The following is a 13,999-nucleotide window of genomic DNA, read 5'->3' as shown; positions in this document are numbered from 1 at the left end:
TAAGGTAATGTGGAGATATATTGATGTTAGAATAAGATTATCAAAAGAATAGGCCCAAATGAATGGGCCTATCTCTATTATTTAACTTCAAACTCTATTATCCTTCTCAATATCCTGCCATTGAAGTCCAAGCCCTCAATAATCATTCTATAGGTTCCAGCTTCATCCGAAGTGTAAAAATCAAAATTTGCAATACCCTTTTCATTCGATACTATCCCCGGTTCCCAGTGTATCGTCGTTCTAAGGTCCGTTTGGAACTGGCTTTCCGAATTCGTTTCATAGACAGGTTTATAAAATTCCTTGGTCAAAGATATTCCTCTTGGCGAAATCGAAAGGATTCCCGTTGGCTGATAGGCCGAACTACGTGCATCCCTGCCTGTTTTCGAAGTGATAATGATCAAACCATTTCCACCGTAGCTACCGTAGATGGAGGTGTAATTAATATTTCTCAGCACCTCAACGCTCTGTATGTCGACAGGGTTGATGCTGGATAGCATATCACCTTCCACATACATCCCATCTATCACCAACTGCATCGGTCCATTGCTACGCGTGCTGTAGGGAATTCCTCCGCGGAATACCACGCCGGTCAGCCTGCCGTTTAGACACATCTCCAAACTAGGGCAGGTGCTCAGGTCTTCCGCTGTCAATACCTGATCCGCATTGCCAGAACCATTGAGGTTGGACGAATTGGCTGCCGCTTTCGGACGTTGTGCCCGAACGGTAACCTCTTCAATCTGGAATACCTTTTCCATGATCCCCTTTTTCTCCAGTTGCTCATAGAACTTTTTGCTGGCCAGCAATTGATCCGCATTCAGTTTGTTGATGTCATTCAAGATCAAGGGCTGGTTCTTTCCGAAGTTTATGGCTGGCTCCTTAAAAGGGTTCGCAATGATATCCACAAAGTTTTTTCCCTTATCATTTCTTGCCGACAATAAAAACTTGACACTGTCCGGAAACAAGAGGTTCTTAAAGGCAAACTCACCTTCTGCATTCGCCGTGGTATCCAAGTAATCCATAAAGTTATTCGTGGATATCAGCTGTATTTTCGCATTGGGAACCGGTGCCTTTCTGCCCACCTTATTGATGCTCCCTTTGATGGTAATCCCTTTCTCCTCGTCGAACTCCGCTTTTGCATTGCTGAGCGAATCCAATTTATTGATCGAAATCTTCCGCCAACCCTGCGTCAACATCAGGTTGTCCAGGTCCGCCGCCTTGACCGTACCATCGGCATTGAAGTAAAAACTTGGCTTCTCAATAAAACCCTTGATATCTGCATTTAAAAAGAGTGAACTTAATATGCTCACCGAGTTGGGAACATCATCTCTGTAGTTCTTCAGGTTAACGACAGAAGCTGATAATGCAGAGAAGCGAATGCTATCCTCCGTATTCCCTATCGTAATCTCCGTGTTCACCTTTTCCCTTAAACCATAACTGCTCTTGTTCAATTTCACCTCAGCAGGTAAAATGGACTTTTTATTATAGTTAAAAATAGCCCTTTCAGAAAGGGGTAGAAAATCCTTGTTCAGCAAACTCACCGTCAAAACACCCATAGGCAGGTCCTTACGCGGCACATTGAACAGGACATTCGCTTGTCCGGCCTTATTCTTGGCCATATAGTAAATCTTGCCTAGCTGTTGGACTATGAGGTAGAGTTCCTCATTGTTTATCTTCCCTTCCGCTATATTGACCTGTGCAAAGACCTTATCCGAATTGCTGTTGTTGATGGCCAAGGAGATATTGTTGCCAGAAACCGCATCTATACTGATGGTCTTTTGGCTGCCATCCTCAAATTTAGTCTGGATCTGGTAGCTTTCACCCTCCTCAAAATAACAGGGTGCAGAACCCATGCCCAGTTCGTTGGTGCTCAGCACGGCTGCGGTATCTTGTTTCGAATTGATGATCGTGATATCCGCCTTTATGCCCAATCCTTGCGGATTCAAGGTCTTAATGGCTATCCTATTCAGTTCATTGCTGACAATTTGCCCGCCCTCTATAAAATATTGGACTGAATTCCCAGAATCAAAGACATTCGTATTGATCAGTTTCTTGACAATGGAGCCATCTAGGTTCTTGAAGCGAATCGAAAGCGGTTTCCCCCGATTTTTATCGGTCACCTTGATCCTGATGCTCCCATCAGGCTGCATGGACTCCCGACCTCGGTCAACTACCTTTTCCCCATCCATCACCGTATAGCCAACAGCAGTCTTTTCCCAACTTTTGTTTTCTGGATTTTCGAAATTTAAGAGATAGAACTCATTTTCCCCCTCCTTGATAAGCTTGCTGCTGCCAATGATATTGTCTGAACGGACATTACCGATATTCAACACCTTCTCAAAATAATAGTCAGAGCTGCTGTTCCGCATCCAATTGCTGTACGCCCGCATGCGGTAAGAACCTTCTACCAGCGTGTCCGCAAGCAACATATCGCCTACAGATACGCCCGTAAACAGGGAATTGATCTTTTGTGACACAATCTCGCCCGTCGGGCTGATCAATTCCACATAGGCAATATTGGATAGAATAGAGAGTTGATTTTCCAGTCCGATCGTCGAATAGATTTTGTACCAGACGGTTTCTCCGGCACCGTAATTATTGCGGTCGGTTTGGATGTGGATCTTTTCCTGGGGGAATTTTCCTGCATACAGATCCATTTTTTCTTGAAAGGATTCTGAAGTTTGAGCAGCTAGTGGATTAAATAAACTGATAAAACACAGGAAAGCCAAGATGGCTGTGAGTTTCTTCATAATTAAGTCGGCTAAATCCTTATAATTATACGAAAATTTGTAAAGAATCTATGTAAAAATCTTTTTTGGGAGCGGATTTCTCATCTGCTTCAATATCTTTGCGGTATGAATATTCTGATCATCGGCTCTGGAGGTAGAGAGTCTGCCTTTGCCTATAAAATCTCGCAAAGCCCTAAACTAAGCAAATTATTTATCGCTCCTGGAAATGCAGGAACTGGACAGTACGGTGAAAATGTACCTCTAAAAGTGACCGACTTTGAAGGAATCGCTGATTTTGCTTTGAAAAACCAAGTGCAAATGATCGTGGTAGGTCCAGAAGAACCATTGGTGAAAGGTATTCATGATTTCTTCCTTTCTAGGGAAGACCTAAAACATATTGCTATTGTTGGCCCGCAACAAGAAGGCGCTCAATTGGAAGGATCTAAGGATTTCTCCAAGGAATTTATGATCCGACACAATATCCCAACCGCTGCTTTCAAATCCTTCAACAAAGAAAACCTAGAAGAAGGTTTGGCATACCTAGATACCCAAAATCTTCCTATCGTTTTGAAGGCTGATGGTTTGGCACAAGGAAAGGGCGTATTGATCATCGATAATTACGAAGAAGCGAAAGCGGAACTGAAGGCCATGATCAATGATGCTAAATTCGGTGCCGCAAGTGATGTGGTGGTCGTAGAAGAATTCTTGAAAGGTATCGAGCTTTCAGTTTTCGTATTGACCGACGGGAATGACTATAAGGTATTGCCTTCCGCAAAAGATTACAAACGTATCGGCGAAGGGGATACAGGATTAAATACAGGCGGTATGGGTTCGGTATCACCGGTTCCTTTTGCAGATCAGGCATTTTTGGACAAGGTAGAGAGCCGCATCATCAAACCTACCGTAGATGGGCTGAAAAAGGATAACATCCCTTACAAGGGCTTTATCTTTATCGGACTGATGAATGTAGACGGAGAACCGTTCGTAATTGAATACAACGTGCGTATGGGCGATCCTGAAACAGAATCGGTATTGGTTCGTATCGAATCTGACCTAGTTGACCTTTTGGAAGGTGTAGCCAATGAAGACCTGGCAACGCGCTCTTATACCGTAACAAATAAAACGGCAGCAACCGTAATGATTGTTTCCGGTGGTTATCCAGGAAATTATGAAACAGGCAAGCTGATCACAAACATCGAAAACGTAAAAGAATCTATCGTATTCCATGCCGGAACTAAACTTGATGGTCAGAATGTGCTGACTGCCGGAGGTAGGGTTCTAGCCGTTACTGCACTGGAAGATGACCTGTTCTCCGCTTTGCAACAGGCAACCGCTGACGCTGGACGCATCTTTTTCCAAGGAAAGTACTTCAGAACCGACATCGGATTCGATCTTATATAAAAATATCGGTTTAAAAGCCAATGAGTTATATTTTTGCCAGTGAAAATATTTTGGAAGAATAGATAAAGCTTCTATATTTGCATCACCAAAGCAAAATGGCCCGTTCGTCTAGGGGTTAGGACGCAAGATTTTCATTCTTGAAACAGGGGTTCGATTCCCCTACGGGCTACAGAAAAAAGCGACTTGAAAAAGTCGCTTTTTTTGGTTTGGGGAGGATGGTTTAATGCGGAATTTTTTTGATTAATAAAATGTTATATTTCTTCCGCAACTTCTGCCTTGAGCTTCTAAAAACTGACCAACTTCACTAATCTGATTTTCATATCTGTTTCTTTTATATTTTCAGTTCATTTTTATAGGTTTTTCAGCTGGGTAAAAAATAATTCTGGTGAAATCAGTTTTAACAAATGAAGCTGTTTTGATTTTAGATAGGATTTACTTTACACTTCCCAAGGGGATTTCTTAAGACATTCTGAAAAGTTGGATTAGGGATATTAAAAAAAAAGGTATCTGCAGAAGATGATCAAAAGGTCAAATGCAAAGAATGAACTGAAAAGTAGGGATTTCCCTACTTTTAATTGCTCAGCTGATTGACGTTGTAGTGATGATATACTTATAAATTTTCTTTTCTCAAGCTTTCAGGTAGATCTCAGAACCATTAAAATTACAAAATTACGGCTTCCCGTAAAGAGTTTAAAACATCTAATAGTAAATTTAATAATATTAATTTTTGAAAGGTTTTTTTGAAGATTAGAGAATTTTAACATACACACTTTTCTTTGGAATTCAGATTAATAAAATTAAATTAGTTATATTATTTTACCAAACAATTATTAACCTAAATGGTATGGCACGAAAAGTATTTTTCAGCTTTCATTATGAACGTGATTCACACCGTGTCTCGCAAATTCGTGAATGTAATAGCATCTCACAACACTTTACAAAATCACCTTTTATTCCAAAATCTGAGTGGGAGTCAATAGAACGAACAGGTCCAACTGCAATAAGAAATTGGATTGATAAAAACATGGATGGTGCTTCAGTCATTATTTTGTGTTTTGGTCTAAAAACTTATACTAGACCATGGGTGAAGTATGAATTAGAAAAAGCTCATAAGGAAAATAGAGGAATTATAGCAATTGATATGAGCGGTATGAGTACAATGCAGAATGAAATAGACGGTGCCGGCATTAATCCTCTGAAGAAAGCGGTTGATTCTTTTGGAACAGAATTATTTTATTACTCTAATTATAAGACTTATCACTGGATAATGGATGGAGGAAGGAATAACATTGATAAATGGATAGATAAAGCGGCGCAACTTGTAGGTAGATAACTTTGTATCATGACATTAGACGAATATCAAAAAAAAGCAGTAGGAACTGTTCAACAGTATAAATCAAAAGATCAAGAAAATTTTTTTTTGGGATATTTAGGATTAGCAGGGGAAGCGGGATCAGTTTTAACAACTTTAAAAAAACTAATTAGGGACGGTGAAGGATATGGCAGCTTTAATGAAAAGCTTACTGAAGAATTAGGTGATGTGCTATGGTATATCTCTTCAATAGCGAGTCATAATAATATTAGTCTTGAAGACATCGCGAAAAATAACTTAATTAAAACACAAGATCGATTTGACGAAGTTGATCTCAAAACTATTCCACGACTGGACAAATCCTACGTTGAACAATTCCCAGATTCTTTTATTATTAATTTCATTGAGGAAGAAGGCGAGAACGGACTATTAGAAGTTAAAATGCTTTGGGAAAAGAATCCAAACGATGAATTAATCGAATTAGGTGATCCATTGACCGACAACTCAAGAATTCCAAATGCCTATAGATACCATGACGTGTTTCACTTAGGACATATTGCTTTTTTGGGCTGGTCTCCTGTTATCCGCCACCTTATGAAACTGAAACGGAAAAGTGATAGTATCACTTTAGATGCTGAAGACAGAGGAAGACCTCAAGTTGCTGAAGAGGCAATCACCTTGATAATTTATAATTATGCAAAAGGTAATAAAATGTTACGTAGTAGCGATAGAATTGATACTGAATTGTTAAACACCATAAAGCAACTTGTAGTTGATCTAGAGGTAGCATGTGTTAGTTCTAATCAATGGGAAAAAACTATTATTGAGTCTTATAAAATCTTTCATGAGGTGGTAGAAAATAGGGGCGGTAAAGTATTAGTTTCTCCAGTAGACAGGACGTTAAAATATTTAGGCAAATAAAGATCATTTGACATGGGAATTTCTCATTACGTTAAACTAACAAGGCCAAAAAGATCCTCTGTATATGACTTATACTGGATCTTTGCCAATAAAAGACAAGAGATATTTGAAAAGCGCCTCATTGGCCAACCCGCACCTTGGACGGATGACCACGTGATAAATAACCATCGCTTTACGAATGTTTTTAGGGCTTCTGACAGAGTAAGTCAGTATTTAATTGATTTGCAATATCAAGGAGAAAATATAGAAGAGGTTTTCTTTAAAACCATGTTGTTTAAAATTTTCAACAAAATTGAGACGTATAAATATTTGGAGACGCATGTTGAAAGGATATCTGTAAATACTTTCTCTACTAGCAGTTACGACAAATTGTTAACTGCTCGAATGATGGATAAAAAGACAATATATTCAGCAGCTTATATTATGCCCTCTGCAGGAAATGTGTTTGGATATAAGCTAAAACATTCCAATCATTTAGCTTTACTTTCAAGGATGATAAAGGAAAAGACATATCTAAAAATCCAAAGAAGTAAAAGCCTTCAAGATGTTTATAAAATAATTTTATCATATCCTTCATTTGGTAGTTTTCTGGCATACCAATACACGATTGATCTTAACTATAGTCAACTCATTAACTTCTCTGAAATGGATTTTGTTGTTGCTGGACCAGGTGCAAAAAATGGAATATTAAAGTGCTTTGATTCAATTGGTTCTTACTCATTCGAAGATGTCATAAAGTTAATGACGGATGACCAGGAATTAGAATGTGAAAGATTGAATTTGAAGCCTCCAAACCTGTGGGGAAGAAGACTTCAATTAATTGATTGCCAAAACATATTTTGTGAAGTAGATAAGTATTTAAGGGGGACAAATCCTGAACTTTCGACAGCATCAGGAAGAACAAAAATAAAACAAAAATTTACAAACCCTAAGGGCACTCAAAAATTTTTCTTTCCGCCAAAATGGAATATTAATCATAAAATACAAAAATCATGTCAAAAGAAGGAAAACGCAGACATCTTTTTATAAGTCATCATCATAAGGATGATGGTGAGGTGTCTAAATTGACAAATTTAATGCTAGGGAAAGGATATGATGTTAGAAATAGTTCGGTTAGAATGAAACCAGAAAACCAGAGAAGGATGGATGAGAAACGAGTTAGTGATAAAGTTATCGAAAGGGTTTTAAGAATGAAAATATCCTGGGCTGGTACTATCGTTGTTCTTATTGGCAAAGATACCCATTCACGGAAATGGGTAAATTGGGAAATTGACAAAGCGCATCAACAAGGGAAGCGTATTATTGGTGTATTTGTACGTGGAGGGACCGAGGCAAATATACCACCCAGTCTCGAAAAGTATGGTTCAGCAATAGTTAATTGGAATTCTGATAGTATTATTAATGCGATTGATGGTGTAAATAACTTTGAAAATCCGGATGGTTCAACTCGTGATGCCCCGAATTCTGGTGGTTCAGTTAATTGTTGATAAAATGCAAAATGTTTACATATATGTTGTCGACCGAGATCTAGGATTTGCCCCAAACCCGTTTCATGGGATTTGTACACTTGCAACTTGTAAGCCAAGGATAAGGAATTCAGCAAAAATTGGTGATTGGGTTATTGGCGTCGGGGGGGCTCGGTTAAAAGCAACGAGAAAATGTATTTTCGCAATGAAGGTCACTAATAAGATTTCATTTAATGAATATTGGGAAAATCCAGAATATAATAATAAAAAAGCAGTTCGAAATGGAAGCAAGGTGATGCTTCTTGGGGATAATATATACTTTTTTGATGTGGAAAACAAATTATGGAAACAATCACATTCACACCATAGTAATCCGGATGGGAGTTTAAATACATATAATAGAGATCGAGACACCCAATCTCATAAAGTGTTAATATCTAGGTGCTTTTATTATTTTGGAAGTGCGGCACCGCTGATTCCTGAAGAATTATTAAAGGACCTTGGATATACTAATGGAATTGGTCATCGTAAATTTGATTATTCAGCTGCTAATAAATTGGTTGATTGGATCGAAAATGAGTATTCCGATTGTTTGAATATTGTCGTTTCAGACCCGTTTAATTTCGATAATAGCAATGCCCATTATTCAGTTGCAACGAACAAGATCACGAAGTAGTAACTTAATATTGGAGAAAGCAGCTTTTCCCATAATTTAATATATTTATAGCATTGCATCTTTATATAAAAGAAACAGAATTAATATGTTTTCTGAAAATGGAGTCTTAAATAAGAAATCTATTAACGGAAGTATTATCCATTTTTTTACTAAGAGTAGTATTAACATATAGTACTTATTGCGCTTCTAAATAAAAACTGATATTTAAAAGGTTAAAAGGGGGGAGAGGAGGATTGAAGATTTTTGGAGTGAAGATACATAGATAGGTAGGTATACATAAAGCAATAATAAAACTGTAGAGACATTATTGTTCGCACTGAGGAAGTAATTAATAATTACGATAAATTTATTCTATTAAAAACTAAGAGGCAATTTAATAAAATTAGTTTTTTTGCGAATTGGTTATACGCAACAGAAGGAAAAAATTCTTATTTATCTACAAATAGACTACAACATTGTTATTTCTGATGAGAAATAAATATCTGTTGAATATTGTTTATGGAATCCAATAGCCAAAGTTTTCGATTGGATAACTCGGCCAATGAAAGAGTATCTGAATTTTAAATAATTCACAAATTAAAATAAAGCTCTTTAAAATAATCTTAAATTTAACGAATTTATGGAAACAAAATATCAATTTATATTTATTGGAAAACCAATCCCATTTAAACATGAAATTGAACAGATTTTCAGAAAAAGGATTGAAGATCTTGGAATAGACAACAATGCAATACTGATTATAGATGAGGAAAACTTTCAAACTGCGTATATTGCTAACGCTCCGGCCTTTTGTTTGTACTATGGTGATGAAGATGGAGTATTTCCAAATCATGATATCCTAGAAATTTTAATAGATGATGCGACACTCATTTTACCAGTTGTTTGTGATTTAAACGAGATTGGCAATATTATTCCGGAAAGATTAAGAAAAATAAATGCTTTTAAATTGACTTCTCAAGAGGAAATAGAGCCTTTAATTAGCAATGTTTTAGAAGGACTTGGGTTATTGAGGTTATCGCGAAGGCTTTTCGTTAGTTATAAAAGGGATGAATCTAGCTCAATTGCTATACAACTTTTTGAACAATTTGAGAAATCAGGATTTGATGTGTTTCTGGACACTCATAGTATTCGGCCTGGAGAGGTATTTCAAGAGGAGCTGTGGCATAGATTGGCTGATACAGACATCGTTGTATTATTAAACACCCCTGGTTTCTTGAAAAGTAATTGGACTAAGGAAGAATTAGCACAAGCTAACTCTATGTCAATTGGAATTCTACAACTAATATGGCCAAATCATAAACTTGAAAGGGAGGCTGAGTTAAGTATACCTTTTCAATTAAAGACAAGTGATTTTGGAAACCAAAGTTTCTCAGATTCTAAAAGCTTCCTTAATCAGGTAATTCTAAATAAAATCATTAGTGAGGCTGAGTCTTTAAGAGCTAGGAGCCTAGCCGCTCGTCATGATAATATAGTTACTGAATTTGTAAAAAGTGCTCATAATTTAGGTTTAGATGTTAGCTTACAACCTGAAAAATTCCTGACTATGAAAAAGAAAGATGGAAAAGAGATTGTAATCATTCCAACAGTTGGGGTCCCACAAGCTTTTACTTATAACCAATCTGAAGAACTTGTTAAAAGAATTAAAACTCAGGAGGTTGTAACTGCATATTTACTCTATGATCATAGAAATGTACGGAAGCGGTGGCTCGATCATCTTGCTTGGTTAGATACTTATTTACCAATTAAGACTATTAAAATTATTGAAATAGAATCATGGCTGAAAAAAAATTAAACAAAATCTTCCTGTCTGCAAGTATTCCATTACAAGATAGGGATCCTAAATTTTACCGTACTGCAGATATAGTAGCAATTAGGGATGCTGTTAAAGCCTTAGCAACCGTTGTTATACCAAATTCAATCCTCATTTGGGGAGGCCACCCCTCAATTACTCCATTAATTAGGTTTGTAATGGATAAAATGGGTTCAGATGTTAAAAAGCATGTTACCATTTATCAATCTAACTTTTTTAAGGATCATTTCATTGAAGACAATTTGGCTTTTGAGAATATTAAAATTATTGATAAAAATATTGATAGAGATAGCAGTTTACTCGATATGCGAAATGCGATGATAATAGAAAACGAGTTTAAGGCTGGAATTTTTATTGGAGGAATGCAAGGTGTTGAGGAAGAATTTTTGATGTTTAAAAATGCTCATCCTTCTGCTTTATTACTTCCTATTGCTAGTACTGGTGCCGCAGCCAGAATAATCTATGATGATCAGGTTCCAAATCTGGATATTAAATTGAAGAAAGAATACGCATATATGTCCTTATTTAAGTCTATGCTCAAAAACATCTTAAACAATGGGTAATCTTTTATCTCAAAATAATCTTGATCAGCTTTTTAAAGAAGAAATAAAAAGTTTAGGTAAAACTCGATTTGAGGAACTGAAAAGAAGTCAAAAATTAAAAGATCATACAAACGTAACTCATAGTATATTTTTATGTCATAGCCATTTAGATAAGACGATTGTAGATAAGATTGTTATTCTATTCAATAAGATAAATATTGAATTATATGTCGACTGGATGGATTTAGATATGCCTCGATATACGGATCGGAATACAGCCAGAATAATAAGAGAAAAGATTGACAAGGCACATAAATTTATATTTCTAGCTACCTATAATGCTTTAAGATCAAAGTGGTGCAATTGGGAACTAGGTATTGCATACTCTAGTAAGGGAGAAAATGACTTTGCAATTCTACCTATAGAGTCGAGGACTGGGAAATGGACTGGGAATGAATATTTACAGCTATACCCTGAGATGAAGATCGATGGATTAGAAAATATGCATTCTTTAAAAGCAGAAGATATTAGGATTAGTTTTTATGATAATCGAACCATGAATTTTATTGATTGGATATTAAAGTGAAAATAATTTCAAAATTTTTAAGGTTTTAACCACAATCTGGATAAAAGTATCAAGGCTCTTACGATATTCAACCATAATTAATAAATAAGAAAACTATGTAATCAAATTATGTATTTCTTCTCTTCTTTCATTTATAGGGTGTAGGAGGGATGGTGAAAAACTTGAATCTTAAGAACAGATTCATACGTCCCAATCAATTGTTACTCAATTAAGGTTCTTTTTCGGATTCCTGAATATTAGCAAATAGGTGGATTGGACTGATGAAAACAAGCTAGAAAAAAAGAGCAGTACACCTGTGTAAAAAAATAAATCAAAAAATTTTAACTATGATAAGGCTATATGCCACGAATGCTTCTATTCCATCAAATGGTTTAATTGGGAAGTCGGTACATAAACTCTTTAAAATAATATCTTTAAATTAATTTATATTAATGGTTCATCGTTTTGGTTTTATCAATGGATTAATAAATAACTTATGGAATTTACTAAACAGCAACAATCTTTTATAAATGCTTTTGTATCGGAAATTAAGAACGGCGACGCAGCAATATTTGCTGGGGCAGGTTTTTCTGCATCTGTTGGATTTGTTAACTGGAAGGAGCTATTAAGAGATTTCGCTGACGAACTTGACTTAAGTATTGACAAAGAACATGATTTAATCGCAGTTGCCCAATATCATTTCAATAAATTTAATCGAGGAAGGATTAATAATAAAATAATAAATGAATTTACCACTATTAAAGATGGTACTGAAAACCATAAAATTCTCGCTAGATTAGATATTGATAGTTTTTGGACTACAAACTACGATCAAATAATAGAAAAAACACTTGAGTCCTATGGAAAAACTGTTGAAAAGAAAGTTAGAAATGAAGATTTTGGAAGAAATATTAAAAAGAAGGATGCCACAGTGTTTAAAATGCATGGGGACAAAGATTCGCCAAATGACGCCGTCTTAACAAAGGATGACTATGAGTCCTACAACGACAATAGGGAGCTTTTTTCTACAGCATTAAGGGGTGATTTACTTAATAAGACATTTCTTTTTATTGGTTTTAGTTTTGATGATCCAAACCTAGATTATATCTTAGGCCGTGTAAAAATTTTGCTTAAGGGGAATTCTCCAGCACATTATTGTTTTTTTAAAGAAATTTCAGAAACTGATTTTGACGATTTAAAAAAATCAAAAGATGAAAATAAAGAGGATTTTCTGTATGCAAAGATAAAGCAAGATCTCAAAATAGAAAATCTACTTCGATATGGTATTAATCCTATACTAATTAAGGAATATTCGGATATTACAATTATTCTTTCAGAGGTAGAAAAGAGAGTAAAAAGGAATAACATTTTTATTTCTGGCGCTGCTCATCAATATATACCTTATACTATTGATGATGCTCAAGATCTTATTCATTCGTTGAGTTTTAAATTAGCAGAAAGGAATTATAAAATAGTTTCAGGATTTGGGGTCGGAATAGGAAGTGTTGTCATTAACGGAGCGTTGGAATTTAAACTGAATTCAAATTACAGAAGCTTAGACGACCTACTTATTTTACGGCCATTCCCACAAATTCAGTCGGGTACTAAAGACGCCAAGGAAATACGGAGTAATTATAGAAAGGATACAATATCACTTGCTGGAATAGCGATATTTATTTTTGGAAATAAACTAGAAGAGGGTAAAGTAACCAATTCTGATGGTATGAAAGAAGAATTTGATCTTTGTTTAAAGAATAATGTGATTCCCATTCCCATAGGAAATACTGGATCTATGGCAAAAGAACTATGGGAAAAAGTAATGGCGAATCCTGATTTATTCTACCCAGAAAAGAAAGAATTACAGAAAATAATATTTGAATTAGGTAAAGATGGCATTTCAAAACAAAGAATAATAGAGGGTGTTATAAAAGCGATTGATATTCTTCAAGAAACTTAGAAAAGGGCTAATAGTAAAAAGGAGTACTTATAAAATATTAATAGAGTTTATTATTGAAGAGTGAATTTATTATTTTTTAACATATTTAATAATTATAAGCAATTGCAGCTAAAATGTATGTCAAACATGTGATATATTCGCAGATTTTGGAAAATCTCGGCTATTTAAATCAATGAAATATCAATTATTACTGTATGGGTGTTATTTTCTACAGACTACAATAAAAGCGACTATTTAAGTCACTTTTGCTGACTGGATCAATTAGTGATTAGGATTTAAATACTAAAAAATATTAAATTGGTTTATGCCAAATAATTGGGTTTTAATAAGCTGTATGGCTCTCATTTTTGCATTTTGTACTTTTTCGACTATTATAGTTTAGTTTTATTGTTGTTTTATCCTCGCAGAAAACCACTTCATAGTCGATAATTTTATGTTTTGACAGAACAAAACATAATCAATTGATTCGGTGTTTTGTTTTTCGATTAATAATTTATGCTAATTATTTTAATTATTTGACTTCAACATATTTCAATATTAAATATTAAATATTTCCCGAAAAACACATAAATTCATTTCCAGGTCACTCCCCACTCTCAGCCCACTCTCATTCGAGACATATT

At 35.5% G+C, this 13,999-nt stretch carries 11 protein-coding genes and 1 tRNA gene; 11 read left to right on the top strand and 1 reads right to left on the bottom strand.

Translation table 11 applies throughout. The annotated features are described in order from the left end of the window. Window positions 1-77: 77 nt before the first annotated feature. A complete protein-coding gene (locus tag RT138_RS12345) occupies window positions 78-2,747 on the bottom strand; it encodes a hypothetical protein (RefSeq protein WP_313190936.1) in 2,670 nt (889 codons plus the stop codon). Between the two features lie 105 nt (window positions 2,748-2,852). Between RT138_RS12345 and purD the strand changes: the two genes are divergently transcribed. From purD to RT138_RS12290, 11 genes are all read left to right on the top strand, one after another. Then, window positions 2,853-4,127 (top strand): phosphoribosylamine--glycine ligase, encoded by a 1,275-nt coding sequence (gene purD, locus RT138_RS12340; RefSeq protein ID WP_313190935.1) that lies wholly within the window; start codon window positions 2,853-2,855, stop codon window positions 4,125-4,127. Between the two features lie 97 nt (window positions 4,128-4,224). Further along, a tRNA-Glu gene (locus RT138_RS12335) sits at window positions 4,225-4,296 on the top strand. A gap of 675 nt (window positions 4,297-4,971) precedes the next feature. After that, entirely contained in the window at window positions 4,972-5,460 is a 489-nt protein-coding gene (locus tag RT138_RS12330) for a TIR domain-containing protein (RefSeq protein WP_313190934.1), read from the top strand. A gap of 9 nt (window positions 5,461-5,469) precedes the next feature. Next, window positions 5,470-6,360, top strand: a complete 891-nt coding sequence (locus RT138_RS12325; protein ID WP_313190933.1) for a MazG nucleotide pyrophosphohydrolase domain-containing protein — start codon at window positions 5,470-5,472, stop codon at window positions 6,358-6,360. Between the two features lie 12 nt (window positions 6,361-6,372). After that, a complete protein-coding gene (locus tag RT138_RS12320) occupies window positions 6,373-7,389 on the top strand; it encodes a nucleotide kinase domain-containing protein (RefSeq protein WP_313190932.1) in 1,017 nt (338 codons plus the stop codon). Then, window positions 7,353-7,847: a TIR domain-containing protein gene (locus tag RT138_RS12315; RefSeq protein ID WP_313190931.1), complete on the top strand. Its 495-nt coding sequence runs from the start codon at window positions 7,353-7,355 to the stop codon at window positions 7,845-7,847. The genes RT138_RS12320 and RT138_RS12315 overlap by 37 nt, the downstream gene beginning before the upstream one ends. A gap of 4 nt (window positions 7,848-7,851) precedes the next feature. Then, entirely contained in the window at window positions 7,852-8,502 is a 651-nt protein-coding gene (locus tag RT138_RS12310) for a hypothetical protein (protein WP_313190930.1), read from the top strand. A gap of 619 nt (window positions 8,503-9,121) precedes the next feature. Then, window positions 9,122-10,294 carry a toll/interleukin-1 receptor domain-containing protein gene (locus RT138_RS12305; protein WP_313190929.1) on the top strand — a complete coding sequence of 391 codons (1,173 nt, stop codon included), beginning with the start codon at window positions 9,122-9,124 and terminating at the stop codon, window positions 10,292-10,294. Continuing rightward, on the top strand, window positions 10,276-10,875 hold the full coding sequence (locus RT138_RS12300; protein WP_313190928.1) for a hypothetical protein: 600 nt from the start codon (window positions 10,276-10,278) through the stop codon (window positions 10,873-10,875). Before RT138_RS12305 ends, RT138_RS12300 begins: the two co-directional genes overlap by 19 nt. Continuing rightward, window positions 10,868-11,440, top strand: coding sequence for a toll/interleukin-1 receptor domain-containing protein (locus tag RT138_RS12295; protein WP_313190927.1), 573 nt, complete (start codon window positions 10,868-10,870; stop codon window positions 11,438-11,440). The genes RT138_RS12300 and RT138_RS12295 overlap by 8 nt, the downstream gene beginning before the upstream one ends. Window positions 11,441-11,915: 475 nt before the next feature. After that, window positions 11,916-13,376 carry an SIR2 family protein gene (locus RT138_RS12290; RefSeq protein WP_313190926.1) on the top strand — a complete coding sequence of 487 codons (1,461 nt, stop codon included), beginning with the start codon at window positions 11,916-11,918 and terminating at the stop codon, window positions 13,374-13,376. Window positions 13,377-13,999: the final 623 nt, after the last annotated feature.

Source organism: Sphingobacterium sp. (assembly GCF_032065005.1).
Taxonomy (GTDB): domain Bacteria; phylum Bacteroidota; class Bacteroidia; order Sphingobacteriales; family Sphingobacteriaceae; genus Sphingobacterium.
Note: the sequence above shows the minus strand (reverse complement) of the source record. Positions and strands in the feature narration are given on the sequence as shown.